We start from the raw sequence: 26,196 nt of genomic DNA on the forward strand, positions 1-26,196 counted from the left end.
AGATTAGCCAAATCAAGTTTTTTACGCTATAATAGATAGAAGAAGAGGTAAGATATGGCAAACTTAAATCGATATAAATTTACATTTGGCGAGAAGCAATTAACCTTGACAACTGAGCATGATAATTTATTCATGGAAGAGATTGAGCGTATTGCACAGGAAAAATACCAAGCCATCAAAGAAAAGATGCCGATGGCGGACCCTGAAACCCTCGCGCTTTTGTTGGCAATCAATGCTCTATCCGTTCAACTAACGCGCGAGATGGCATTTGAACAAAAGGAACAAGAACTTGCAAGCGTCAAAGAAAAGGTCTTGAAAAAGAATGTGACCTTGATTGACTTAGATAAGCTTGAGGACAAGGTATGATTTCATTAGCAATTATTCTCATTTTGGCATGGAGTTTCTACATTGGCTACAGCCGTGGTCTAGTTCTACAGGCCTTTTATAGCATAGGAAGTATTATTGCTCTGGTGGTTGCGACGGCTACTTATAAAAAATTGGCATCCTTCCTTTATCTCTGGGTGCCATTTGCCAATGCTACTCAGGGGAGCTCCAACTACTATTTTGATGAGAAATATCTCTTTGACCTAGATATGGTATTTTATGCGGGATTGGCCTTTCTTTTGATATACGTCTTGGTTTACGCTATTGTGCGTTTCATAGGAATATTTGTCCATCTATTAGAGGCTTTTAATCCTGATACAAAAACGACCAATCTCATAAGTGGCGCCTTGGCTGTCTTGGTGACTTTTATTTCTCTTCAGATTGTCATGGTCTTGCTATCAACTATTCCGTTAGCGATGATTCAAGATAAATTGCACAGTAGTTTTCTTGCCAACATCATGATTCAGTACACACCATTCACTAGTAGCTTTTTAAAATCTCTCTGGTTGAGTAATATAGCAGGGTAAGGGAGACCTTATCCTTTTTATCGTCATTTATACTCTTCGAAAATCAAAATCAGACGTTGTTGATTTGATGAGTGGGAGTGGGAAAGAACTCGAGCAGTCTAAAAGAGTTCGTCTTCCCACCCCCGCACAGTTGATTAGGTCAGATTTGGAGTGTGAAACACGAACAAATCTGCCAATCAACCACTGCGCTGAGATGTTGACACGAACTCTGAGAAGCGAGGATGGACTTTCTGCCCAGCCTCAGCCTGTTCCCTTGAAATATAAAAGGAACAGAGTTCGATCTGCATCAGAGCGAAACGAACTACGTTCGCCTATTTCCAACCTCCAAAGGTTCGGGGAACCTTTGGAGCAAGTCTGATTTGGATTTTCATTGAGTATTAGTTGACTGTTATACCTTTAATTAAGAGATTGGGAAAGACTATATTTTTATCTTTTATTGTTTTGATAATGAGATAAAGCTAAGGAAAAGATTAAGTAGGAACATATGAATAGTAAAATTATTGAAACCCTTGAATTTCACAAGGTAAGACAAAAAATTGAGCCCTATCTCTTGACGGAACAGGGCTTTGAAGAATTGCGACAGTTGGAGCCTATGGTGGAAGTCCACCGTATCCAACAGGCCTTTGACGAGTTGACAGATATAGCGCAGATTTTTGTGGAAAATCCCTATTTCAGCATGGCTGCTACGAGTGACATTGGTCCAGCCATGCGTCGTTTGGAATTGGATACAGACCTCAATATCTCAGAATTATTGGCAGTCAAGCGAGTCTTGGAAGTGTCCAAAACTCTCTTGGATTTTTATGGAAATCTGGAAAATGTCAGTCTTAGTCAGCTGGATAAACTCTTTGAGAAGATTGAGCTTTTTCCACATTTACAGGGCTCCCTCCAGTCCATCAATGATGCTGGTTTTGTAGAGGATTTTGCCTCAGAAAAGCTAGCCCGTATTCGAAGAAAAATCCGTGAAGCTGAAGACCAAGTTCGTCAGGTCATGCAGGATATTTTGAAGACCAAAGGCGACATGCTGTCCGATAGCATTTTGGCAAGCCGTAATGGACGCAATGTCCTTCCTGTTAAAAATACCTATCGCAATAAGATTGCTGGGGTTGTCCATGACATTTCAGCTTCGGGTTCGACCGTTTATATTGAGCCGCGGGCAGTGGTGACCTTGAACGAAGAAATCAGTCACCTACGTGCAGAAGAACGCCATGAGCTCAACCGTATCTTGCAGGAATTGTCGGATATGCTCCGTCCGCATAGTGGCGTGATTCGTAACAATGCCTGGCTTATCGGGCATATTGATTTCGTCCGCGCTAAGCATCTCTTTGCGCGTGATCATCAAGCAGTTGTACCCAAACTATCTGAGAAGCAGGATATTGCCCTTCTCAACGTTCGGCATCCGCTGATTGCTGAGCCCGTTCCAAACGACCTTTATTTTGGCAGTCAGTTGACAGCGATTGTCATTACAGGTCCCAACACGGGTGGTAAGACTATCATGCTCAAGACCTTGGGTTTGACCCATCTGATGGCTCAGTCTGGTTTGCCTATCTTGGCTGATAAGGGCAGTCGGGTAGCTATCTTCAAAGAAATTTTTGCGGATATTGGTGATGAACAGTCGATTGAGCAGAGTTTATCAACCTTCTCCAGTCACATGACCCACACGGTGGAAATTTTAAGAGCAGCTGATCAAGATTCTCTCATTCTCTTTGACGAGTTGGGAGCGGGGACAGATCCGCAGGAGGGGGCATCCTTGGCAATGGCTATTTTGGATGACCTTCGTCTGCGGGGCATCAAGACCATGGCGACTACCCACTACCCTGAGCTCAAGGCCTACGGGATAGAAACCTCTGGTATTGAAAATGCCAGCATGGAGTTTGATAGCAATAGCCTGCGTCCGACCTATAAGTTTATGCAGGGTGTTCCTGGTCGCTCCAATGCCTTTGAAATTGCCCGCCGTCTTGGTCTGTCGGACATCATTATCCAGTCGGCTCAGTCTTGGACCGATACAGATAGCGACGTCAATCGAATTATCGAGAAGTTAGAGAGCCAGACGGTTGAAAGTCGTCAGCGTCTGGATAAGATTCGTGATGTGGAGCAAGAAAATTACAAGATGAACCGAGCCCTCCGCAAGCTCTATGACGAGCTCAATCGTGAGCGGGAAAATGAGCTCAACAAGGCACGCTTGGAAGCCAAGGAAATTGTAGATATGGCATTGGCAGAAAGCGAGGATATTCTGAAAAATCTCCATGCTGCAGCTAGTCTTAAGCCCCACCAGATTATCGAAGCCAAGGCAGAGCTGAAAAAGTTGGTGCCTGAAGTGGTGGATCTGTCTAAAAACAAGGTGCTGAAGAAAGCTAAAATTCAGAGGGAAGCCAAGGTGGGCGATGACATTATCGTTACAGCTTATGGGCAACGTGGGACCTTGACCAATCAGCTCAAGGACGGGCGTTGGGAAGCCCAGGTTGGCTTGATTAAGATGACCTTGACCAAGGATGAGTTTGAACTGGTCAAGGCGGAAAAGGCAGAGCAGCCTAAGAAGCGCCAGGTTCACACGGTCAAACGTGCCAATGTACGAGGACCAAAAGCTCGCTTAGATCTCCGTGGCAAACGCTACGAAGAGGCTATGATGGAGCTGGATGAGTTTATCGACCAAGCTCTGCTCAACAACCTAGCCCAAGTCGATATTGTTCACGGTATCGGTACAGGGGTTATCCGAGAAGGGGTGACCAAGTACCTCCGTCGCAACAAGCAGGTCAAGGAATTTGGCTATGCTCCACAAAATGCAGGTGGTTCAGGTTGTACCATTGTGACCTTTAAGTAAAAACACAAAGCACCTGCAGGTGCTTTCAGACTGAAGACAAAGTCCTTAGAATTGATTTTCTAAGGGCTTTTCTTCGTATTTAGGAGTATAATATAAGAAAAAGGACTTATGAGGTTCTCCTATGCTACACAAAGAAAAACCTGACTATAACCGCAATCAGTACGGTTTCTATACCCTTGACCAGCTTGTGCCTGCAGATCATTTCCTGCGCCAAGTGGAAGCTGTGATTGACTTCGACTTCATTTATGACCTAGTAGAAGATACCTATTCGTCTGATAATGGTCGTCCTAGTCTTGACCCTGTCATGTTAGTTAAAATTCCTCTGATTCAGTGCTTTTATGGTATTCGTTCCATGCGTCAGACCATCAAGGATATTGAAGTGAATACTGCCTATCGCTGGTTTCTTGGTTTAACCCTAGATGACAAGGTGCCTCACTTCACGACATACGGCAAAAATTATTCCCGTCGCTTTCAAGAGAAAGGGTTGATTGAGTCCATTTTCACGCATATTCTTGGGCTGTGTATCAATGCAGGCCTAATTGACCCGACGGAGATTTTCATAGACGGAACTCATATTAAAGCTGCGGCCAATAATCGTAAGTTTATCAACCAAGAGGTGGAAAAGCAGGCCAAATTCATGAGTGAACAGCTGGAAATCGAAATTAATCAAGATCGGGTAAAGCACGGAAAAAAGCCGCTCGGGCCCGCCAAAGAGCCAGAGCCCATCGCTAAGAAAATCTCCACAACCGACCCAGAAAGTGGCTGGTTCCACAAAGGTGATCATAAGGAAGTTTTCGCTTATTCTGCCCAAGTTGCCTGTGATAAGTATGGCTGGGCACTTGCTTATAGTGTTGAGGCTGGTAATATCCATGACAGTCAGGCTTTTCCTGCACTTTTCGCCAAGCTTGAACCCTTGAAACCAGAGTATATCATTGCGGATTCGGGCTATAAAACTCCCAGTATTGCCAAGTTTCTAATTGATAAGGAAATCACTCCTGTCCTTCCCTACACCCGTCCCCGTGGGAAGAAGGGTCAACTTCGTCCTAAAGATTTTGTCTATGACGAACACTTCGATTGTGTCCTGTGTCCTGAACATCAGGCCTTGACCTATCGCACGACTACCAGAGAAGGCTACCGAGAATACAAAAGTGATCCTGCAATTTGTGCCAACTGTCCCCTATTATCAGTATGTACGACCAGTAAGAACCATCAAAAAGTTGTCACGCGGCATATTTGGAAGGAGTATTTGGAACAGTGCGAGGATATTCGTCATCAAAGAGGGATGAAGGAGCTCTACCAACATCGGAAAGAGACGATTGAACGGCTATTTGGCACAGCCAAGGAATACCATAATCTGCGCTACACGAGAGAAAAAGGCAAGTCCAAAATGGAGGATAAGATTGGACTGACTTTGGCGTGCTTAAATCTCAAAAAACTAGCTAAAAGGATGGCAAGAAGGCCTTTTTATTTTGTCCAGATGGGGTGGTTTCAGCATTAAAACAGCCATTTTTCTCTAAAAACAGTAAAAAAGACAAACACCAAAACGATGTTTGTCTGCAATCTGAAAGCACTTGCAGGTGCTTTAGCGTTTTTTCCCAGGGGTCTGAGAGGGGTAGAGGGCATCAAGATAGTGAAAAATCTCTTTACGAATATAGCCAAACGATTGGTCTTCACTCGTATCAATCACCCCAAAGACACGGTAGTGATTGCGGAAGAGTTCTTCGTAGTCAATATCTTTTCCGATGATAATGATATTGGCAAGCTCGGAACGTTGTCGAATATCCCTGAGGAAGAAGTGCATTTTCTCAGAAGACAAGGCCCTGGACTTGACAATGAAATAGGTTGTAGGCTTCCAAGAATTATAGGGCTCGTAACCGAGTTTGGTCTTCACGGCAAACCACTGTTTGCGAGCAATGAGAAATAAATGGATAATAAAGCTTGTAAGGTAGCTAGTAATAGAGTAAGGGAAAATTTCAATCATGTGTACCTCCTGTTTCTTTCTTGCTTCCATCTTATCAAAATGCTTGGTTTTTTAGCTCGCCAAATCCTGAACAGTCACTGAATCGTCCTGAACGGTAAAAAAACGAACAGTTCAGGACTGTTCAATGACCATTCAGGAAATGTCTAATTCTTTTTTCAAAAATGAGCTATACTTAATTTGTCAGAGTTGCAACTGGACAAAAACAATACAATGGAGGTATTCAACATGAATACAAAAATAATGGAACGATTTGAAGAACTAAGGAGTGATAAACTTCTAACTATTGAAGGAGGTTTTCCTTGGGGGACTCTTTTTAGCGGTGCAATTGATGCCATGGACGGAGGAGGACAGACCTTGGATCAATTGAATGGAAAGTGGCCTAAAAGAAACCCTCCACGCCCTTGTACTCCATTTGGAACAGGAGGCACACCTAATGCTTGTAACGGACTATAATATCCAAGACAATCCTGAATCAGAGATAGAAATCTGGCAGGTTTCTAAAAGCGGACCACAACCTATCTGGGTCCAAGAGGCTTTTGCCAAACACTACTTTCAATGGCTAGACAATCGCCTGCGTATCCTTGTTGCTGGTCTCAACAAGGAATGGTGGCATCAATCTGGCAGGTATTATGGTCAAGGGATGTATGTTTTAGCAGAAATTGGCGATATTGTTGATAAAACGCACTGTAGAATTTTTACAGAGAAACAATTTCAAAAACAGTATGGTCAGAAAGCCTAGTCCTCACTCTCTAAAAAGTCTTCATTTGACGATGAAGGCTTTTCTTTGTACCAGTATTTAGGAGCGTTTTGCACATTTTAAAATGCATCGACTTTGTATTTTGTGATACAATAGGGAATACGAACCTCCGGTTTTTACTTCTAGCAATCTTATCAGTAGACTTGAATGTTTAACTGGCCAAATCCTGAATGGTATTGTTTTACCATTCAGGACGATTTAACGACCGTTTAGGAAATGGAGTCTCTTTTCTTCTGTTTTATAGTATGCTTACAGGAGAAGGAGGTCTGATTATGCCCTTTTTGATGATTCGAACGGCTAAGGAGTGGATAAAACTCCCGCTGGATCAAGTTTACGATATTACCAGTCACCCTGACAAAGCTCACTATGTGCGAATCAAGACAGCAGGAAAGTCCTATGATGTGCTTGATAGCCTCAGTCGTCTGGAAAAAGAATACAGCCCAGTCTTAGTCCGCTGTCATCGGAATTGTCTGGTCAATCTCTCGAAGATTAGGGAGATAGATGTGGAAAAGAGAGCGTTGATACTAGAAAGCAATCGTCCCATCGCATTTTCAAGACGTCGCTATCAGGAACTGCGACAATTATGGTTGAACAAAGGAGAAGAAATAAGATGATGAATGTATTTGTTTTAGAAGATGATTTTGCCCAACAGTCACGGATTGAGTCAATCGTTGGTAGTTTAATGGAGCGACACCACATTCAGACTAAGAAGTTTGAAGTTTTTGGGAAACCAGACCAGTTGATTCGGGCAGTAGAGGAAAAAGGAGCTCATCAACTCTTTTTCTTGGACATTGAGATTCGAGCAGATGACAAGAAGGGGTTAGAGGTGGCTCAACAGATTCGTGATATTGATCCCTTTGCCATTATCGTTTTTGTTACCACTCACTCCGAGTATATGCCTCTGGCCTTTCGTTATCAGGTATCGGCTCTGGATTTTATTGATAAGGAGCTAGCCCCGGCCGAGTTTGAGGCACGGATTGAGACAGCTCTCCTTTATGCTAATGGGAAAAATAGTCGGACGGTGGCAGAGGATTCCTTCTATTACAAGTCGCGTTATGCCCAGGTCCAAGTTCCCTTTGCGGATATTCTCTATATCGAAACCTCTCCTCATCCCCATCGGGTTATTCTGCATACGGAGAAGGATCGCTTAGAGTTTACAGGGAATTTGGCAGATATTTTGAAACAAGAAAAAAGACTGCTCCAGTGTCATCGCTCTTACTTGGTCAATCCCAATAATGTGGTCAAGGTTGATCGACAGATGAAAGTTCTCTACTTCCGAAATGGTAGCAACTGCTATGTCGCTCGGAATCGAATGGAGCTAGTTCATAATGCCATTCGAGACTTGCATAGATAGGAGTAGCTAATGAGTTTTCTATTTTTTGTGATAGCAATTGTAGTGATGTTTGTTCTCCCCTATCTTTCGATTGCTTGGATAAGTGGTCGGAAGCTCCCCTGGACCTATCTTGCCCTTGGTTTTCTGGTGGATTTGGGGTTGAATATACTGACCATAGTCTATCCAGACCTAGCAGTAATAACCTTTTCGTCGGAAATAATAACTAAATTGCTAGTATCCTATCTATTGTTTGGAAAAGAGTCCAAAACCTTGGCAGTCTTCTATGCCTTCTTTACCTCTATCCTGTTCAATCTCTTTCATCGTAGCCTTGTCTTCTTTCTCCTCCCCATGTTTGGCTGGGATAAAGAAGTCCTATGGGAGCCTCTTGGGCGAAGTGTATCAGGGATAGTGTGCTGGGCACTGGTCTTCTTCTTTTTGAAGTGGCTGGGATATGACTTTTCACAGCTATGGTCCCGAACCCTAGATGAGAAAGATAGGAAGGTTTTGACAGTCACCAATTACTTGATGATCGGCTATTTCTTCCTTAATCATATTTTGATTTATTTGGAGCAAATCTATCAGATTGATACGGTCGTGTATCGCCAGTTTATCGTGGTAGTCTACCTGGTCTTATTCATGGGGGTTGTCTACCAGTTGGACCGACACATCAAGGAACGGTTGCAGGCTGCCTTATTGCTTCAGAAGGAGCGTCAGTTGCAAGATATGGAGCGGTACAGTCAGCACATAGAGGGACTCTATCGAGAAGTGAGAGGCTTCCGCCATGACTATGCCAATCTTTTGACAACCTTGCGATTGGGAATCGACAATCAGGACCTGTCCTTGATTGAAGAGGTATATCAGTCAGTTTTCAAGGGCTCTAATGCCTCTTTTCGTCATCAAAAGTATGATGTGGGGCGGTTGATTCATCTGGACAATCCAGCCCTCAAGAGTCTCTTGGCGGTTAAATTTATGCAGGCTGCAGAACAAGGGATTGCAGTTTCCTTAGAGGTACCAAACCCTATTTCTCCCAAAGGGATAGAGCTGTTAGACTTTATCACGATCGCCTCTATTCTTTGTGACAATGCGATAGAAGCGACCATGGAGACCGAGCAACCAAGTATGAGTATCGCCTATCTCTCCTTAGGTGACAAGCAACTCTTTATCGTAGAGAATACGACTAAGGAAGAGTCGGTCGCCCTTGCTAATCTGACAGATTTTGGTAGGAGTAGTAAAGGAGAAGGGCGGGGAATCGGTCTCTACACTGTCAGGGAGATTTTGAATGGCTACCTCAATGTCTCGCTAAATACCAGTAGTTGCAACCATACCTTCTGTCAGGTTCTGGAAATCATGGTAGAGAAATGAGGGTAGAGCTGTTGAACTTCTTGGTGCCACTAAGAAAACGGCCTACTTGGTTGTTAACCAGCTGGCTAGAGATAAGTGAAGGATGATTCAGTTCTTGACTTAGTGACCGGAGTCTAGATTGCTGATTATTGCACATGACAAATAGTTAAAAGGCTTGAACCTTTCGTTTCAAGCCTTTTTGTTATCTAGGTGATTTCCTACCCCTGTTTACGCTTACCAGGGAGAGCGATATCAAATGGTTTGGGAATTAACTTAATAAAGTCTGTCCACCAGTCACCTCCTATGATAGACTGCAATTCTGTGTCGGATAGCTGTGTAAATGATGTGTTGTGTTTTTGTTTGTCCATGATTGGACCTCCTTTTTTCTTGTTTATGTTATTATAAACGAAAATTCTCAAAAAATCTTCCCCATATCCTAAATGGTCGTTGAAACGTCCTGAATGGTTAATTATTTGTGTGAAGCAGTTTATCTTTGTAGTAGTCGAAGAAGGTCTTCTTAGCAATCACACTGGTGACGCGACCCTGTAGACCATACTGTAGAAGTGAGCTTTCATTTTCTGTAATGGTAGCTTGGGCTGTAATCTTAAAGAGATTGCCCTCTTCTGTCGGTGTTGCGGATTGAGCGATAGACTGGATGGAGCCGATGACTATGATTGGCTGATTGCCGATTTTCTCTAAGCTTAGTCGGGCGGTCTGGCCTTCTTTGAGGAGGGCGACATACTCCGAAGTCACATAGTAGGTGATAAGGACGGTCTTGGTTTGCTTGATATCAGGATAGAGATAGGCGATATCGCTCCCTACTGGAATCAAGTTTTTTCCCTCGAACTCAGGATTTAGGGCGATGACACCATTTTCTGGAGCGGTAATGGTAGTTTGTTCTAATTGAGTAGCTGCTTGATCGAGTTGCGACTTTGCCTGAAGCAATTGAGATTCGACAGTGGTCAGTTGCTGAGCTGCGTTTTGTAGAAACTGGGCACGTAAACTTTCGATTTTAGTCGCTAGACTTGTGTCGTAGGTGGCGATGCTACCAGTACCTGCCCGTTGAATAGAGAGGCTAGCCATTGAGTTTTCCAATCCTGCGATGGTTTGGTTAATCTGGCTGATGTATTGATCACTAAGGGCAGGATTTGGTGTTCCTTGGAGTTGGGCTAGGTAGTTGTTCAGAGTGGCCTGGTGGGGATTGCCTGTCGGCAAGCTACTTGCTTGGGTGCTAATCGCTGTTTTAAGCTCCTCGTAGGCGATGATGTCCTGCTGGAGTTGACTGAGTTGTTGGTCAATAGCAGCAGCGGTGTGATTGGCCAAAGCTGCTTGATTAGTGACCTCGGCATTCGTTTTAGCGATACCTAATTCTAGGTCTTGTGTTTGGCTGACGAATTGCTGAAAGGTTGCTCCGTAGCCAAAGTTATCTTCTCCTGTAAAGAGGTTGGTACCCTGTTCAAGACTGTTTCGTAAGGTCTCCAACCCTTTTTTCTGCTCTTCTAGGTTATGAACTTGACTTTCTAAGGCTTGCTTCTGGGAAGCCTCCATTGTTTCGGCGTACTGGATGAGAGCATCGCCTTTTTTTACGGCTTGATTGGCTACGAGATGATTGGCAAGAATAGGATTGTTACTGGTTGATTGAATGGAGGCGATGACCTTGGTAGGAGTAATCTCTCCTCGTGAAGTGACAGTGACTTCTTTTTTAGCTAGGAAGGAGAAGAGAAAAAGGAAGGAGACCAGTAGTACCAAGGGGAGAATCAAAAGGGTCGCAAAATTATGGTAGCGTCGCTGATAAAATTCAGCACTTCGAAATAGGTTTGTATTCATAAAAACTCCTTACTTACTGAACAAATGGTGATAGAAACCGCCGCGAGACATTAATTCTTGGTGAGAGCCGGTTTCAATAATCTTGCCCTGGTCCAGCACAATGACTTGGTTGGTACGTTCGGAAATGCTGAGACGATGGGCAACAAAGATAATGGTTTTGTCTGTCATGGCCATGAGGTTGTCAATGACTTTCTTTTCGGTGAGAACATCCAGCCCGCTAGTCGCTTCATCCAGTATAAGCACAGGTGCCTTGGTCAAGAGGGCTCGTGCAAGAGCAATCCGTTGTTTTTGCCCGCCAGATAGACCAGCTCCGTCAGAAAGCTCAGTCTGATAGCCCATTGGCATCTGTTCAATATCCGAGCGGATTTCTGCAATTTCACAGGCTTTTAGGATATCCTCTTGACTGATAGTTTGGTTGGCACCGAGAGTCAGATTGTCCAAGATAGAGCCACTAAAGATATAGGCTTGTTGGGGGAGGTAGTTGATGTATTGGCGTAGGACTTTCTTATCAACCATTTTTAGATCGTTATGATTGAGCGTGATGCGTCCCTTATAGGGTTCAAAAAAGTTCACAATCATTTTAGCTAGTGTTGTTTTTCCAGAACCACTGATACCGACTAAACTAACCTTGTCCCCTTCTTTGATGGTCAGTTGAATATCAGATAGGGTGTCTCGTCCAAATCCGTATTTATAGGAAACATCTTCAAACTGAATAACTCCTTTTAAGAAGCTTGGATCGGTTAGGGTCTGTCCTTCTTGAAATTCTGACTCAACCAAGTAGACTTCATTAAGGCGATTGTTGGCAACTTTGGCAGATTGGAGCTTGGTCTGGAGGTTGATGATATTTTCCAAGGGATTGGTGAAGTAAGAGAGGAGGGTATTGAAGGTGATGAGTTGTCCGATAGAGATTTTTCCTGTCATGACTAGTTGAGAGCCGAGCCAGAGAATAGTAATGTTGAGGATCAGCTGGGCTCCTTGCTTCAGAGTGGATTGCAGGATCGAATACTTGCTGAGGGTAAAGGATTTTTCCAGATAATCCACAAATTCGCTGTCAATCTTTTGGTAGCGTTGTTCTTCGCTTGTCAATGACTTAATGGTCTCAATACCATTGATATCTTCGATAATAGCAGAGCTTACCATCGAATTACTCTGCATAACAGCGTTGTTCATTCTTTCAAAGGGTTTGATAAAGGCAAAGATGATGACCACGTAGATTGGGATTGAAATCAGTGAGAGGAGGAAGAGGTGCGTGTTTTGTACCAATAAGACCCCGCCCACAATGGTTAAAATAGTCACATCTAGGAAGAGGGAGAGGATTGTAGAGGCTAGGGCATCGATGATTGAGTTGGCATCTGTAAAACGAGAGATGACTTCACCTGTTCGCCGTGTCGCAAAGAAGGACATGGGGAGTTTGAAGATATGTCGGATATAGGAGAGAATGACATCAATGCTGAGCCGTTGACTGAGAACAGTTAATAGGTAGTCTCTGGAGAAGGTCATCATTTGCTGGAGAATATAGGTGATAATCAGTCCGATGGAGATGATGCCGAGAGTGGATTTCATCTGGTTTGGAATGTATTCATCTAAAATCCCTTGCAGATAGTAGGAGCCAGCAATGTTGATGAGGGTGACGAGTAAGCTGGCTAGAACGATATAAAAGATAAGTGTTCGTTGTTGGAAGATGAGGGGAAGGAAGTCGAGCAGACCATTTTTCTTATCCTTGTGCGGTTTATAGCTCGGTTCAGGTGCAAGAAAGATGGCTACTCCTGTCCATTCGGAAGCGAATCTCTCCTTGCTCATCTTGGTAACTTTTACAGTCGGGTCGGGATCGCCAATGAGGACCTGATCTTTCAAATTTTTATAGACCACATAGTAATGCTGGAGTTTTCCCTCTTTATTGACATGGACAATGAAGGGATAAGGAATATCAGTCATATCAAAGAGGCTCATATCGGCTTGGATAGCCCTGGTTTCAAAGCCCATTTCATGTGCAGCTTTCACGATACCGAGGGCTGTTGTTCCTTCTTTATTAGTCTTTGCTAACTCTCGCAAGTGGGCCAAGGAGTAGTCTGAGCCGTAGTATTTGGCGATAGAAGCGAGAGCAGCGACTCCGCAATCTCGGGCATCTATCTGAGGGACGAAGGTTTTCTTTATCTTGGTCATATCTAGTTTCCTTTCCTATTGAACTAAAAGTAGTCTAGTAGCATTATGTCATAGATTTAAGAAAATAAGCATCCAAATCCTGAACGGTCGCTGAAACATCCTGAACGGTTTCTCTTTCCCGACGGCTGTTCTTCCTGGGCGGTCACAAAAAAGTCCTGAACGGTCATTTCTTTCCCATTCAGGACGATTGGACGACAGTTCAGGAAATGGAGCAGTATTTTTCTAAAAATCAGCTATACTAAACTTGTCAAAGTTGCAACGAGACACATTCAAAAAAATAAACATAAAAAAGGAGGTGTTCGATATGAATACGAAAACAATGGAACAATTTGAAGTGATGGATGTTGAAATGCTTGCGAGCGTTGAGGGAGGATACTCAGCCGGTAAATGTTTAGCTGATATTGGTTGGGGAATGGTTGAAGGAGTAGTTACCGGTGCAATAGCTGGAGGATTAATGGGCGCAGGAATCGGATTTGGACTAGGACAGATTGGTGGTAGCATTTACTGTATTGGAAATGTATTGGGGGGGAAATAATATGAATTTGCTAGAGAATTTACCTGATCAAACTTTAGAACTTACAACCGGTGGTGGAAGTGTAAACTGGGTTGTTGCTGGTACACAATGTCTTGGTGCAGGAGTAATTGGGCTAATTGGAGGACCATGGACTGCATTAGGTGCTTGTGTTATTAGTGGAGGAAGATCAATAACTGGAGACTTACTTAATTGATTTTAAAAGATATTTCAATAATCATTTTTAGTAACACCTTTTCATATTTTATAGTGTTATTTATTATTCATGTAATTAGTTATTCTAAAAAAAATGTGGAAATCTTAAAAAGATCTAGATTAATAATTGGGGTGTTTGTGCTGTTAAATTTTATCCGAGATATCATACAATACTTTTTTATGTGATAGTATTGTGAAATATAGTGTAAGTGAGTACTCATAGAGCTACAACTTTCCATAAATTGTAAGTAACCGCATGAACATGTGATAATCTGTGTATGAAATGGAAGAAATTTATGGAGGTTGTTCTCTGGGAGGTCTAACGATATCAGTTGTAAAAGGTGGAGGAAACCCAACGAAAACAGCTGTTAGTGCAGGGATATATGTATTAACATGTTGGTGGTAATGCTAAATTGTACTGTTTATCATCTATGTAGCATATAAGTGATTAGAAGTCTGATGTAACTAAACATTTGAAAGGTGCTAAAATGAGAAAAGATTTTATGCAACTAAGTGAATCAAAACTTAGTGAAGTTCAAGGTGGTAGCCGAGATAGCTACTGTTCTGGTCAAATTGCGGCGCGTGTGATTTTTAAGAGATTACTAGGTCAGGTAATTTTACCAACGGATTTAATATGTCAGTAAGTGTAAAGGAGATTCAGTCATGAAGCAAATTCAATTTAGAGAACTGTCGGAAATCGATTTAGAAGCAACCAATGGTGGTGATTGGTTGAAAGATGTTGGCGACTACTGGAGTGGTGTTATTGATGGTATAAAGGACGCATTTGGAATTCGTCGAAAATAGAGGTGGACAAAGAAATGGTAGAGAGTGATAAGAGTGTAAGACAGTATATTCCCTTGTTGCTGATTCTCCTAGTATATCCTTATGGAATTGGTCTAGTTGCAAGAGAATTTGTTGCGGATGCCCTCGTATTCGTGACAGGGTTGGTGACCCTCTTTCTCTTGTATCGACAAGGCTACGGAGATATTTTGGTCTTTAGGAAACCTACATGGAAAATAGTTAGAAGGGTCATTTTGGCATTTCTCTGTAAGCTGTGTTGGGCTGTCATTGTCTATCATTTCCTATCCTCTACTAAAAACGAAGAAGCTCTGGATAGTTGGAGTTATACAGGAGTCCAGCTCTTCCTTTATAACCTCTATCTTCTTGTTTACGGTCCAATTTGTGAGGAGCTTGTATTCCGAGGCTATATGATGAGAAGTTTGGCACCTGTAAGTCATCTACAACTAGATGTATTGTGCTCAGCCTGTCTCTTTTCTCTCGGCCATGTTTTACCAACTGGCTGGGTGCTGAATGACTTTCTGGTTTATTTGGGCTCGGGATTGATTTATGCAATACTTTTTAAGAAATCCGCAACAATTTATCCAGTCATCATTCTCCATATCATGTGGAATAGTTTGATGGTCTTGTAGCAAACAAAAAGGAAAAGTTTGGAGTCCAGATAGATGCTGGGCTTCATTTTTGTATTTGTAACCATTCAGGAAGCCTGGACGACAGTTCAGGAAATGGGCAAACGAAGATGCGATTACCTGCTATACTGATGCTATCAATGACAACATATGGAGGTTAGAAAATGGAAACGAGAGAGAAAATCATGGAAGAACTAATCAACCTTATCTTGAATCCGACCACTACGGCAGAGGAGCGGAAACTCTTGGTCGCCTATAAACAGGAATTTGAACGGACCAGAGATACAGAGAGAACAATCCTCGCTTTAGCGGAGAGCATTCGAAAGTTGGCTGTTCGCAATGTTTTCTATAGAATCAGCCTCTCCCCTGGCCTAAGTCAATTTTATAAAAAAATATCAGCCTATGGAGAGTGGGAGAAAAATCTGGGTAGAGGTCTCATTGCTACAGGAATCATTCGATAAATAGTAGGAAGTCATCCTTGGATTTTGTCAGGATTTGCAGGCCTCTTCCATTCAGGACGCTTGGATGACCATTCAGGAAATGGGCAAATCATTTGGAGAAAAATCTGTACAATAAGCCTATAAAGAAAAAAGGAGTTGTAGAAATGAAAAAGAACTTACTTGCCAGTTCCCTTGTTTGCACGATTGTTCTTACCAGTCTTCAAGGGAGTGTGATTCAGGCAGAGACGACTGGGCAAGCAGACTCTTCACCAGTGGTGACGGAGGTTGTGCAGCCGACAGAAGAGAAAGAAGGAACAGCACCAACTTCTGAAACCGAAGAGACGGCGGAGACAACTGGATCGTCCTCAACTGTAAATGAGGAGGTCAGTCAAGCAGTTGAGATTAGTCTGGAAGACTATCTGGAGACTGTGGCAGCTTTTCAAAAGATTGATATCGGAGCAGTGCGAGCAGCATTTACAGAGGACAATCAGGAACACCTTCTGTACTTTGGGCGTGGGACCTGTTATTACTGTCGTCAATTCTCCCCTGAGTTAAAGAACTTGCATCAATTGACAGGTGGAAAAATAGAGTACTATGATACGGCAGGGGAAGACTTTGATGATACTGCCAAGGAATTTCTCTTTAAGGAAGTAGGAATCCCAGGCACGCCGACCATTCTCTATATCAAAAATGGTCAAGTGTTAGCTGGTTGGGTCGGTGGCGGTATCAGTGCCCAGGAACTCTATGATTACTTTTATCTAGGAAAGACTCCTCCACAGTTAGTAGCTGGTGAGGAGCAGGCTCCAAGTGCAACTGACGAACAAGCCCCTGTGGAAACAGCTCTGCCGACTACTCAAGAAGTTCCGCAAGGTGAGCAAGCTTCTCAGGACAGGCAAGAAGCTCCAAAAGAACAAGGGTCTCCTCAGGAAGTAGAGACGGCACCAAAAGATACACAACCTTCCCAGGAATCACAAGAGGCTTCGAAGAATGAAGCGGATGCTTCTCTCTTGGAGTTGACAGAACCAAATCCTTCAAGAGTATCTGCTGTACGACAGGTCAAGCCTGTTTTACCAACAAGCCCTGCTCAGAGTGCAGGGACAAAGATTCTTCCGAAAACAGGCGAGGCTTCTTCGGAAATTGGTTGGCCTATGGGCTTACTGACTCTCATGCTCGCTCTTGTCATACAAGGATTAGCGATTATTCATAAGGAGGCTGAATAATGAAACGTTTGAAAAAAATTGCCCTATTTGTTGGCTTGATCCTATTAACGATTGTTTTTAATCTACTTCCCATGCTCTTCATCGGGCAAGAGGCACAGACTCCTGTCGCAATGAAATGGGTGTTTAGTATTGCCTATCTCGCTTTGGTTGGTTTTCTAATTTTCTTGATTGGAAAGCGGTATAGACAGCAGGTAACCGAGACGGTTAGGGAGTTACGGTTTACTTGGAAAGACTTTGGGATTGCTCTGCTATTTTTCCTAGCAACCCGTGTCGTCGCAGTTTTGGGGACCTTGCTGGTACAGATAGGTACTGGGAATACCATGTCTGCTAATGATGCGGCCCTGTTTGCGACCAGTGAGCAGGTAGCGACTATGTTTCCTCTCTATTTCATAGCTTTTCATGTAGCTATTGGTCTGTTTGCACCGGTTATGGAAGAGATTGTCTTTCGAGGATTCTTCAGTCAATACTTTTTCAAGACAGGCAATAAGTGGTTGAAATTGGTGATTAGCTCAAGCATTTTCGCCCTGTTTCATATCGTATATCCGATCGAATTTGTGACCTACTTCGCTTTGGGAGCTATTTTCTACTTGGCCTACGCACGTCGTGGAAGTATCAAGGATGCGATTGCTGTTCATATTTTGAATAATAGTCTCCTTGTCTTGTTTTCAGTTATCAATTATCTAATCATCTTATTTGGATAGAAGGGAGGAGTTGGCTATGAAAGAATTATCCAAGGCTCAGCTTGTGAGCATCATAGGCGGAGGGCAATTATCCAGTCTTATCGGTCTTCCTATAGTTGTCAAGGGACCAGGACGGGAAATTCCTAAACCACGCCCTGTGCAGCCACCTGCGGAAATCATGTAGGCTATTAAACGAGTAAAGCACCTCTGGTTATCCAAAGGTGCTTTTGAAATTATTTGAAAAACTCGAAAAAAACAGTAAAATAGAGTACGGAGGTTTATATGAACATCAGAGAATACCAAACCAGCGATGAAAAAGGCTGGGTTTATTGCAAGGCACTCAGCTATCTCTTTTCCCCGTTTTTTGACGATAGAGAGACGGAAAAACCAGCACTGCTGACGGACATTTATGATAAGAGGATTGAACTGGTGGCTGAAAGTGACGACCAGATTGTCGGCTTGATTGACATCGACATTTACAGTCAGGAAACCAGCCAAACCTACCTCTATGCTCCCAGCCAACGTACAGCTTACCTGACCAATCTCGCTGTCCACCCCGATTACCAGGGACAAGGCATTGCCCAGGCCCTTTATGAAAAAGCAGAGCAGGCATTGAAAGAAGCTGGAGTAGAAAAGCTCGCTATATTTACCCGAGATGGAGATGCTGCCAACCATTTGTATAAAAAATGGGGAGGACAGCTGATTTGTACTGATTACCTAGTCATCGGTACACCCAAAGACACACCTTATGTCCGCTTTGGTGTCGATCTTCCCAATGCCAAATTGGCCTTTACAGATGAAGCAGGTCAGCCAGAACCCTACTATCTCCGAGAAGGTGTCTATGTCGTGACCGACCAAGCAGATTTAGAACTGTTTGATATCGAAGAAGTCTATCAGGAACTGACCTATGTGGTGGATTTGGTCTAATGACCTCTGCGGACTAATTTAGTTCTACCAATTTGTTTTTACAGCTGAAATTTTTATAGGGCTGTCACTCCAATATCTCATTCCGTAGCAAATATTCGCATTCTCTTTTCTTTTGGTGTAGAATGAAGGTAGAAAGCAGAAAAGGAGACGAATATGGTACAAGTAGTAACAGACGCAAACTTTGAAGTAGAAACGCAAGAAGGTGTCGTCCTTGTAGATTTCTGGGCACCTTGGTGTGGCCCTTGCCGTATGCAAGCACCAATCTTGGAACAGTTGGCAGAAGAATTGGACGAAGACGAGCTCCGCATCTACAAAATGGACGTAGATGAAAACCCAAATACAGCCCGTCAATTCGGCATCATGTCTATCCCAACCCTCTTGTTCAAAAAAGACGGACAGGTGGTCAAGCAAGTAGCAGGTGTGCATACAAAAGACCAAATTAAAGCGATCTTGGCAGAAATTGGTTAATTATGTAGGTTGAGGAAACTCAACCTTTTTCTGCATCGAAAGGAATCTCACATGAAAGAAATCTACCTAGCAGGCGGTTGTTTCTGGGGGATGGAAGGCTATTTTTCCCAGATCGATGGTATTCTTGACACCAGCGTTGGCTATGCCAATGGACAGGTGGAGACGACCAATTATCAACTCCTCAAACAAACAGACCACGCAGAGACGCTCTATCTAGCCTATGATGAGACTCGTATCAATTTGCGGGAAATTCTCCTCTATTATTTCCGAGTCATTGATCCCTTCTCTGTCAATCAGCAGGGACCTGACAAGGGGCGCCAGTATCGGACTGGTATCTATTACACGGATGAGGCTGATTTGCCGACCATCGAGCATGTCATGACGGAGCAGTCCCAGCTCTTTGGCGGACGCCCCCTAGCCGTTGAAGTGGAGCCACTCGCACATTACATCCCCGCTGAAGATTACCATCAGGATTATCTCAAGAAAAATCCCCAAGGGTACTGTCATATCGATCTTGGGCAGGCAAAAATCCCTCTGATTGATGTTGCAGACTACCAAAAGCCAGACCAGCAAGTCTTAAAAGACAGCTTGACCGACCTCCAGTATCAAGTCACTCAAGAAGCTGCGACGGAAAGACCCTTCGAAAATGAGTTTTGGAATAGCGACCAAGCTGGCATCTACGTCGATATTACGACTGGCGAGCCGCTCTTTCTCTCAACAGACAAATTCGACTCAGGCTGCGGCTGGCCCTCCTTTACCAAACCAATCAGCAAGGAAGTTGCGACTTATTTCCAAGATCTTTCCCACGGCATGAACCGTATTGAAGTTCGCAGTCGGGCTGGACATGCTCATTTAGGTCATGTCTTTGATGATGGACCGCGTGACAAGGGTGGATTACGTTACTGTATCAACTCAGCAGCCCTTCGCTTCATACCGAGAGAGGAAATGGAAGAAGCAGGATATGGCCTGTTTTTGGATTTGCTTAAATAAATTTAGGAACGTAGAAAGTCTATTCGCAAAGAATAGGCTTTTTGTGTCGAAATAGTATGTTAGAAAAGATAATTTTGATATAATGATTTATACATAGATAATATTCTAGTTTAAGAAGTGGCTATTTTGCTGTCAATCAACCAGTTAGCTGAGATATTAAAGCGAACTCTTAGCAGAGACATTGGAATTTTTTCCTAGCCTATTTCTTACATTTTAGAGAATAGGAAGACAGGTGATTGTGATGAAAGGAAAATTTGTACTTGTATCGACTATCATTCTAGCCGTCTTTATGATTTGGTTGGGGGTTAGCCAAAAGGAGACTATGCTAGTTCATTATTATCCTTCTGTGACTACCTTGTCGATATCTGAGGACGTGACTTACTCAGATGTACGACAGCGATTAGAAGACTATTCTCAACAGACGGATAGTGTCATTGCCAGACGAGTGATTGAGCCAAGTAAATCAGGTGGACGTACCTTTTCTTATGATAATTTTAGTCAGTCTTCCCTGCCGAGAGGGCTGGAGGAATTTCAGGCATCAGAAAAAGTGGAGTCTGCACTTTTAACCAAGTATTTTATTTTCCAAGGGAAAGCGACGGTAGAGGAGCTTCGGTCTCTTCTTGTTTCGCTTGGATTTGATGAAGTTCAGATTCGGAAGCCTTCGACTATTGCTACTTTACTAGCATTTCTGACACAAGGTGGTCAATTTTTAGCCATACTGGTCTTTCTCATTACCTATATGGCTTTGGTCGTGATTGCCAATGTAAGGCAGTTGCGTACAGCAGGTATCCGTTTGATTGCAGGAGATTCACGTTGGCATTTATTTCTACTATCTCTACAGGAAAATGCGAAAGAGATAGCTCTAACTATCCCATTTGCGGTTCTTCCAGCAGTTGGACTGGCCTACCTCATTGGATTAGATGGCTATTCTGTCTACTATCTGGTCGCAGCTCTAGTGGGCTATCATTTCTTGCTTGGTTTGATTGTCCTTTTTTTCGCTGCTACATTTACCTTGGCCATTCGAACCTATCACTTTTTACCCTTGTTAAAAGGGAAGATGCCCCTGCAAGGAATCCTGACCATTATGGTTATGGGGCAAATGCTGGCTCTACTGGTGGTGTCATTGGGTGTGGCTCAAACCGTCTATTATTCAGGGATTTGGCAGGAATACCAAGTAGGTGCCCAGCAGTGGGAGAATGAAGGGGATTACTATAGTTTGGCTTGGAATATTTCTGCGGATGGTCGCTCAGGACTAAATTCGCCTGAAAATTGGTATCCTTTACTAAAGCAAGCTTTGGAGGAAGACGGCGCGCTCTTTGTCAAAAGTAATTTGAATGCCTATTTAATGGGCTCCCAACTGGAAGATGGGACACGCCTTGACAGCTACCATCCAGCTGGAAACACCCTCTACGTTAGTCCAAATTATTTGCAGATACAGGATGTAAACTTAGCAGAAGGAGAAGTAGCGCTCCCTCTACAAGAAGGAGAATTTCAACTTCTGTTGCCTGAAAAATTGCGCCCTGAAAGCGATACTTATCTCCATCTTTACCAAGATTATATCAATCGTATGGTTAGACCTGCTAATCAAGCACGCTCAGCTACCATTAAGGGAAAAGTTGCCTACTTAAAAGATGGGCAGAAGCAGTTTATCTACAATCATCGTTCTGGTCAACATGTGCAATACCTGACAGACCCTATTTTAGTTGTGTTGGCACCGTCAAGTCTGGGAAAAGAATCTGCTGACTTTTGGTTGAATGAAGTAGATAGCAGTATCTTATTTAAAAATAGAGATAAACTTTTGCGCGAATTGAAGGCAAGAAATCTGTTTCAGTTTGTCAATGAAGTGAAAAGTAGTTCCTCCCTCTTTACGGAACTTTTAGATCGTATTCGGATAGAGACCATTTCAACATCTATGGGTGCCATTTTAGGGATTGTGACATCAATTGTCCTGTTTAATACCATGAATCTTCTATACTTTGAAGAATTTAAACGTGAGATTTTCATCAAGGAAATTGCAGGGATGGATTTTTGGGGCATTCATCAGAAATACCTAACGTTCCAACTACTTTCCCTCTTGTTAGCTCTTGGAGCAAGCATGGTAGTGACAGGTCACATTTTTATAAGTAGCATCAGTTTTGCCTTGTTTATAATCAATGCCCTTTACTTATTGAGGTGGCAGGCGAGGAAAGAAGGAGCTTGGAATATCCGTATTTTGAAAGGAGCCTAGTATGTTTTCTATCCAATCAATTCAAAAGAAATTTGGGAAGCGCAGCTTGTTTTCTGATGTAACGCTAGACTTGCAGGCTGGAAAGGTCTATGCCTTGATAGGTGCCAGTGGTAGCGGAAAAACGACCTTGCTGAATATTTTAGCCAAGTTGGAGTCCTATGATGCAGGTGACATTCTCTACAAGGGAAAGGATTTGAAAAAGTTGAAGCCCCATCTCTTTTTTAGGGAGGAATTAGGCTATCTCTTTCAGAATTTTGGTCTTTTAGAAAGTCAGACAATCAAAGAAAATCTGGATTTGGGACTGATTGGTCAGAAATTATCCAAAGACCAAAGGAAATCGAGGCAGGAAGCGGCACTTGATGCAGTGGGTCTATCTTATCTGGACCTGTCCCAGCCTATCTATGAACTCTCAGGAGGGGAAGCCCAGCGGGTAGCTCTTGCTAAAGTCATCCTGAAAAATCCTCCGTTGATTTTGGCAGATGAGCCGACGGCTGCCTTAGACCCTAAGAGCTCCCAAGAAATTATGGATATTTTGTTATCCTTGAAGAGCCCAGATCGGTTAATTGTGATTGCGACTCATAATCCTTTGATTTGGGAGCGAGCAGACCTTATCATAAAAATGGAAGACTTGTAAAAATTCATACTCTTCGAAAATCAAAATTATCCGTTGACAACTTACCTTGATGAACTCCAGTTCTATCTTCGGCTTCGTTTCCTAGGCTACTTTTGATTTTCATTGAGTATCAGAAAATATTCTTGATTTTTTCGTGAAATTAGATTAAAATAAAACTAGATAAAACTGAATAACCGGTTGATATTGGGTAGAAGGGAAACTGACTGTTCAATGGACGGAACTCTGGAGAGACCATTTTGGCACCGAAGGGGCAAGGTAGTCCTGCTTGGAAAAGTAGAGCTACTGAAACTCTCAGGTAAAAGGACAGAGCGTTGAAAAGTAGGCTTTTTCTATATTTTCACGTTGATTCTAGAGGTTGAAGTGTTCAGCCTCTTTTTGTTTTTTCCGGCAGCTTTATCTGATTAGAAACGCTTAGGAGGAACTATGTTAGAACTATTTAAGGCTATCAACAATCTTGTTTGGGGACCGCCCCTCTTGTTACTATTGGTCGGAACGGGTGTTTATCTCACTCTTCGTTTGGGAGTGTTTCAGATTGGCAAATTGCCGACGGCTTTTCGTCTGATTTTCTCCAGTGACCAGTCTGGACAGGGAGATGTGTCCAGCTTTGCGGCACTTTGTACAGCTTTGGCGGCGACAGTTGGTACAGGAAATATCGTTGGAGTTGCGACAGCTATTACTACAGGTGGTCCTGGGGCTCTTTTCTGGATGTGGGTTGCAGCCTTTTTCGGAATGGCAACTAAGTATGCGGAAGGCTTTTTGGCCATCAAATATAGAACCAAGGATGCCAATGGGCAAGCAGCTGGTGGACCTATGCATTATATCACCTTAGGGATGGGCAAAAATTGGAAACCTCTAGCAGTCTTTTTTGCGATTTCAGGTGTTTTGGTTGCTCTTTTGGGGATTGGAACTTTTTCGCAAGTTAATTCCATCACTGCTTCTTTGGAAACGAGTTTTGGATTAGCTCCCCAGTTGGTCAGCATTGTGACAGCTATTTCAATTGCTTTCTTTATCTTTGGTGGGATTGAAAAAATCTCTGACGTTTCGACCAAAGTTGTTCCTTTCATGGCGATTTTATATATCTTAGCAAGTATTACTGTCTTGGCTGTGCATTGGGATCAACTCTTGCCAACCCTGGCCTTAGTTTTCAAATCTGCCTTTACTCCAGCAGCTGCGATGGGTGGTTTTGTAGGGGCAACGGTAAAAGAAGCCATTCAACGCGGAATTGCTCGCGGAGTCTTCTCCAATGAATCTGGTCTAGGTTCTGCTCCCATTGCGGCAGCTGCAGCCAAGTCAGATAATCCAGTTGAACAGGGCTTGATTTCTATGACGGGTACCTTTATCGACACGCTGATTATCTGCAGTCTGACAGGGCTTTCGATTTTGGTGACGGATCAGTGGACGACAGAAGGATTAGCTGGTGCTCCTCTGACTCAGGCAGCTTTTGCTTCGGTTTTCGGTCAGCCTGGTGCTATAGCCCTAACTCTTAGCCTAGTCCTCTTTGCCTATACGACCATTCTGGGATGGTCTTACTATGGGGAACGCTGTATCGAATTCCTCTTTGGCACCAAGTCGATTTTGCCTTACCGTCTGGTCTTTGTAGCCATGGTTGCCTTGGGTGGTTTCCTCAAGATTGACTTGATTTGGACTATCGCAGATATTGTGAATGGGCTTATGGCTCTTCCAAACTTGATCGCCTTACTAGCTCTCTCGCCAGTCATTATCAAGGAGACACGCCAGTATTTTGCCAAAAAGAAATAAGATGAAAGACAGTCGTTTGGCTGTCTTTTAGGTTTTTATAGTTTTTTCTGCTATAATTATCTCATGAATGATTTTATTACCAAGTATTTGTCTCAATTTAATATTGAGGCCATTGTGACAGCAGGTCTAAATAAGGTTTTATCGCTTGTTTTACTCTTTGTTGCATTTTACATTATCAAGAAGATAGCCAAATCTTCTGTGAAAAAGGTTTTGGTTCCCTCCCTAAAGGTATCCACTCAGGAAATTGGTCGCCAGAAGACCATCAGTCGTCTGGTGGAAAGCATCCTAAATTACCTACTCTACTTTATCCTTATCTACTGTATTTTGAGTATCCTTGGTTTACCGGTATCCAGTCTTCTTGCAGGAGCCGGGATTGCTGGGGTAGCTGTTGGTCTGGGAGCGCAAGGTTTTCTCTCAGACTTGGTCAATGGATTCTTTATCTTAATTGAACGACAGTTTGACGTTGGAGATGTGGTCAAGTTAACCAACGGGCCTATTACCATTTCAGGAACCATCGTTAGCATGGGAATCCGAACAACACAAGTACGTGATGCAGATGGGACATTGCATTTTATTCCCAATCGCAACATTCTAGTGGTATCCAATCAGTCAAGAGGGGACATGCGTGCTCAAATTGATATTCCGCTCAAATTTAATACCGATTTGGAACAAGTCTATCGCGTAATAGAAGAGGTCAATTTGAGAGAAATCAGCAATTTTGACCAGATTACAGGTGTGACAGTTCTTGGACCGCAAAATACGACCAATGGTCAGTTTGTTTTCCGGGTCAATCTCTTTGTAGCGCACGGGCAGCAAAGTAGTATTTATCATCAATTCTTTGGTTTTTATCAAGATGCCCTGCGTCAAGCAGGAATAGATTTACCTTCAAGTGGGCCAACTGTTTTAAAATAAGGAGTTTATGATGCAAACAAAAGATTTTGTCGTTGAAAATGGGCAGATGTATTATAAGAAGAAACCCTTGCACAAACAGCCTCTCTTTTGGACAACCATTGCTGGTGCAGTCCTCTCCTTCATCCTAGGAGTAACCTGTTTGATTTTAATGACCGGTTTAAGCTTGTCAGGTACAAGTGATTCTTGGGATTCAGAGGGTTATTTCGATGATACGAAGACCTACACAGAATATCAAGTGGGAGATGCTGTTGATTTTTCAGATGGTCTTCATGTGACAGTAACGTCTATGGGCAAAGACGATAGCGTAGAACTAGTAGATAGCTACTATAGCACAGCTTATGTTGTTGAAATGGAAGTTGAAAATTCGACCGCAGAAGAACTCTATTTTGACGAATACTATTTCAGTCTCATGGATTCCGTTAGTCAGATTCCCTTTTCCCTGGATTTACGGACCTACGATGTGAATCTAGTTGAAAAGTTGAAGCCAGGAGAGAAAGTACAAGTAAAACTTATCTACGGTATAGATAATGAAACAAACTTTGGTTTTACCTACGAAGATGCCATGTGGACGGAATTAGTCGCAGAAAGTATCTAATTGCTGTAGAAAAAGTTTTAAATACTGCACAATTTACGGGTTTATATGCCCCTTGGTTCA

General features: G+C 43.0%; 29 protein-coding genes, 1 pseudogene and 1 riboswitch. Of the genes and pseudogenes, 26 read left to right on the forward strand and 4 right to left on the reverse strand.

Translation table 11 applies throughout. The annotated features are described in order from the left end of the window. Window positions 1–54 precede the first annotated feature (54 nt). The 4 genes and pseudogenes from PHA78_RS01210 to PHA78_RS01225 form a co-directional block, all read left to right on the forward strand. Entirely contained in the window at window positions 55–366 is a 312-nt protein-coding gene (locus PHA78_RS01210) for a hypothetical protein (protein WP_029177093.1), read from the forward strand. Then, a complete protein-coding gene (locus PHA78_RS01215; RefSeq protein WP_029177092.1) occupies window positions 363–911 on the forward strand; it encodes a CvpA family protein in 549 nt (182 codons plus the stop codon). The genes PHA78_RS01210 and PHA78_RS01215 overlap by 4 nt, the downstream gene beginning before the upstream one ends. Before the next feature lie 484 nt (window positions 912–1,395). Continuing rightward, window positions 1,396–3,729, forward strand: coding sequence for an endonuclease MutS2 (locus PHA78_RS01220; RefSeq protein WP_099809128.1), 2,334 nt, complete (start codon window positions 1,396–1,398; stop codon window positions 3,727–3,729). 121 nt (window positions 3,730–3,850) lie between these two features. Further along, window positions 3,851–5,180, forward strand: a pseudogene (locus PHA78_RS01225) (IS1182 family transposase); the annotation flags it as partial. Window positions 5,181–5,311: 131 nt separating this feature from the next. Here PHA78_RS01225 and PHA78_RS01230 read toward each other — a convergent pair. Then, a complete protein-coding gene (locus PHA78_RS01230) occupies window positions 5,312–5,710 on the reverse strand; it encodes a hypothetical protein (RefSeq protein ID WP_029180393.1) in 399 nt (132 codons plus the stop codon). 225 nt (window positions 5,711–5,935) lie between these two features. On the opposite strand from PHA78_RS01230, the gene PHA78_RS01235 reads away from it, so the two are divergent. The 5 genes from PHA78_RS01235 (at window position 5,936) to PHA78_RS01255 (ending at window position 9,162) form a co-directional block, all read left to right on the forward strand. Further along, window positions 5,936–6,163, forward strand: coding sequence for a hypothetical protein (locus PHA78_RS01235; protein WP_024376261.1), 228 nt, complete (start codon window positions 5,936–5,938; stop codon window positions 6,161–6,163). Next, window positions 6,144–6,449: a hypothetical protein gene (locus PHA78_RS01240; RefSeq protein ID WP_044672279.1), complete on the forward strand. Its 306-nt coding sequence runs from the start codon at window positions 6,144–6,146 to the stop codon at window positions 6,447–6,449. The genes PHA78_RS01235 and PHA78_RS01240 overlap by 20 nt, the downstream gene beginning before the upstream one ends. A gap of 290 nt (window positions 6,450–6,739) precedes the next feature. Next, window positions 6,740–7,081 (forward strand): LytTR family DNA-binding domain-containing protein, encoded by a 342-nt coding sequence (locus PHA78_RS01245; protein ID WP_024378069.1) that lies wholly within the window; start codon window positions 6,740–6,742, stop codon window positions 7,079–7,081. Then, window positions 7,081–7,821, forward strand: coding sequence for a response regulator transcription factor (locus PHA78_RS01250; RefSeq protein ID WP_024376264.1), 741 nt, complete (start codon window positions 7,081–7,083; stop codon window positions 7,819–7,821). Before PHA78_RS01245 ends, PHA78_RS01250 begins: the two co-directional genes overlap by 1 nt. Window positions 7,822–7,830: 9 nt before the next feature. Continuing rightward, window positions 7,831–9,162: a GHKL domain-containing protein gene (locus PHA78_RS01255; protein WP_099780237.1), complete on the forward strand. Its 1,332-nt coding sequence runs from the start codon at window positions 7,831–7,833 to the stop codon at window positions 9,160–9,162. 197 nt (window positions 9,163–9,359) lie between these two features. Here the strand turns inward: PHA78_RS01255 and PHA78_RS01260 are convergent, their stop codons facing one another. The 3 genes from PHA78_RS01260 to PHA78_RS01270 form a co-directional block, all read right to left on the reverse strand. Beyond that, complete coding sequence (locus PHA78_RS01260) at window positions 9,360–9,509, reverse strand: ComC/BlpC family leader-containing pheromone/bacteriocin (protein WP_079267743.1); 150 nt, start codon at window positions 9,507–9,509, stop codon at window positions 9,360–9,362. A 97-nt stretch (window positions 9,510–9,606) separates the two neighbouring features. Then, window positions 9,607–10,968, reverse strand: coding sequence for a bacteriocin secretion accessory protein (locus tag PHA78_RS01265; protein ID WP_024378067.1), 1,362 nt, complete (start codon window positions 10,966–10,968; stop codon window positions 9,607–9,609). A 9-nt stretch (window positions 10,969–10,977) separates the two neighbouring features. After that, window positions 10,978–13,131, reverse strand: coding sequence for a peptide cleavage/export ABC transporter (locus tag PHA78_RS01270; RefSeq protein WP_024376267.1), 2,154 nt, complete (start codon window positions 13,129–13,131; stop codon window positions 10,978–10,980). A gap of 304 nt (window positions 13,132–13,435) precedes the next feature. On the opposite strand from PHA78_RS01270, the gene PHA78_RS01275 reads away from it, so the two are divergent. The 17 genes from PHA78_RS01275 (at window position 13,436) to PHA78_RS01355 (ending at window position 26,136) form a co-directional block, all read left to right on the forward strand. Then, window positions 13,436–13,666 (forward strand): bacteriocin class II family protein, encoded by a 231-nt coding sequence (locus PHA78_RS01275; RefSeq protein ID WP_024376268.1) that lies wholly within the window; start codon window positions 13,436–13,438, stop codon window positions 13,664–13,666. Window position 13,667: 1 nt separating this feature from the next. Further along, window positions 13,668–13,859 (forward strand): hypothetical protein, encoded by a 192-nt coding sequence (locus PHA78_RS01280; RefSeq protein WP_024376269.1) that lies wholly within the window; start codon window positions 13,668–13,670, stop codon window positions 13,857–13,859. A gap of 502 nt (window positions 13,860–14,361) precedes the next feature. Beyond that, window positions 14,362–14,502 carry a hypothetical protein gene (locus PHA78_RS01285; protein WP_153308671.1) on the forward strand — a complete coding sequence of 47 codons (141 nt, stop codon included), beginning with the start codon at window positions 14,362–14,364 and terminating at the stop codon, window positions 14,500–14,502. A 19-nt stretch (window positions 14,503–14,521) separates the two neighbouring features. Next, window positions 14,522–14,662 carry a hypothetical protein gene (locus PHA78_RS01290; protein ID WP_153308672.1) on the forward strand — a complete coding sequence of 47 codons (141 nt, stop codon included), beginning with the start codon at window positions 14,522–14,524 and terminating at the stop codon, window positions 14,660–14,662. Window positions 14,663–14,676: 14 nt separating this feature from the next. After that, a complete protein-coding gene (locus tag PHA78_RS01295; protein WP_024378066.1) occupies window positions 14,677–15,288 on the forward strand; it encodes a CPBP family intramembrane glutamic endopeptidase in 612 nt (203 codons plus the stop codon). A 161-nt stretch (window positions 15,289–15,449) separates the two neighbouring features. Further along, entirely contained in the window at window positions 15,450–15,746 is a 297-nt protein-coding gene (locus tag PHA78_RS01300; protein ID WP_024376271.1) for a bacteriocin immunity protein, read from the forward strand. Window positions 15,747–15,889: 143 nt separating this feature from the next. Then, on the forward strand, window positions 15,890–16,945 hold the full coding sequence (locus PHA78_RS01305) for a thioredoxin family protein (RefSeq protein WP_024378065.1): 1,056 nt from the start codon (window positions 15,890–15,892) through the stop codon (window positions 16,943–16,945). Then, window positions 16,945–17,646 carry a CPBP family intramembrane glutamic endopeptidase gene (locus tag PHA78_RS01310; RefSeq protein WP_272158359.1) on the forward strand — a complete coding sequence of 234 codons (702 nt, stop codon included), beginning with the start codon at window positions 16,945–16,947 and terminating at the stop codon, window positions 17,644–17,646. The genes PHA78_RS01305 and PHA78_RS01310 overlap by 1 nt, the downstream gene beginning before the upstream one ends. Window positions 17,647–17,662: 16 nt before the next feature. Continuing rightward, the gene (locus PHA78_RS01315) at window positions 17,663–17,809 is read left to right on the forward strand and encodes a hypothetical protein (protein WP_153308673.1); all 147 of its coding nucleotides are present in this window, start codon (window positions 17,663–17,665) and stop codon (window positions 17,807–17,809) included. A 98-nt stretch (window positions 17,810–17,907) separates the two neighbouring features. Beyond that, window positions 17,908–18,552 (forward strand): GNAT family N-acetyltransferase, encoded by a 645-nt coding sequence (locus PHA78_RS01320; protein ID WP_024376274.1) that lies wholly within the window; start codon window positions 17,908–17,910, stop codon window positions 18,550–18,552. A gap of 153 nt (window positions 18,553–18,705) precedes the next feature. Continuing rightward, window positions 18,706–19,020 carry a thioredoxin gene (trxA, locus tag PHA78_RS01325; RefSeq protein WP_024376275.1) on the forward strand — a complete coding sequence of 105 codons (315 nt, stop codon included), beginning with the start codon at window positions 18,706–18,708 and terminating at the stop codon, window positions 19,018–19,020. A 51-nt stretch (window positions 19,021–19,071) separates the two neighbouring features. Next, window positions 19,072–20,010, forward strand: a complete 939-nt coding sequence (gene msrB / locus PHA78_RS01330) for a peptide-methionine (R)-S-oxide reductase MsrB (RefSeq protein ID WP_272158360.1) — start codon at window positions 19,072–19,074, stop codon at window positions 20,008–20,010. 241 nt (window positions 20,011–20,251) lie between these two features. Next, window positions 20,252–22,237 carry a DUF1430 domain-containing protein gene (locus PHA78_RS01335; RefSeq protein WP_272158361.1) on the forward strand — a complete coding sequence of 662 codons (1,986 nt, stop codon included), beginning with the start codon at window positions 20,252–20,254 and terminating at the stop codon, window positions 22,235–22,237. A gap of 1 nt (window position 22,238) precedes the next feature. Beyond that, a complete protein-coding gene (locus PHA78_RS01340) occupies window positions 22,239–22,871 on the forward strand; it encodes an ABC transporter ATP-binding protein (protein ID WP_105212777.1) in 633 nt (210 codons plus the stop codon). Between the two features lie 212 nt (window positions 22,872–23,083). Then, window positions 23,084–23,188, forward strand: a riboswitch (glycine riboswitch). Between the two features lie 106 nt (window positions 23,189–23,294). After that, window positions 23,295–24,629, forward strand: coding sequence for an alanine/glycine:cation symporter family protein (locus tag PHA78_RS01345; protein ID WP_272158362.1), 1,335 nt, complete (start codon window positions 23,295–23,297; stop codon window positions 24,627–24,629). A gap of 63 nt (window positions 24,630–24,692) precedes the next feature. Further along, entirely contained in the window at window positions 24,693–25,541 is an 849-nt protein-coding gene (locus PHA78_RS01350) for a mechanosensitive ion channel family protein (protein WP_024378055.1), read from the forward strand. Window positions 25,542–25,551: 10 nt separating this feature from the next. Then, on the forward strand, window positions 25,552–26,136 hold the full coding sequence (locus tag PHA78_RS01355) for a DUF4352 domain-containing protein (protein ID WP_024378054.1): 585 nt from the start codon (window positions 25,552–25,554) through the stop codon (window positions 26,134–26,136). Window positions 26,137–26,196 lie beyond the last annotated feature (60 nt).

This window comes from Streptococcus sp. HN38 (assembly GCF_028335765.1).
GTDB lineage: Bacteria > Bacillota > Bacilli > Lactobacillales > Streptococcaceae > Streptococcus > Streptococcus suis_P.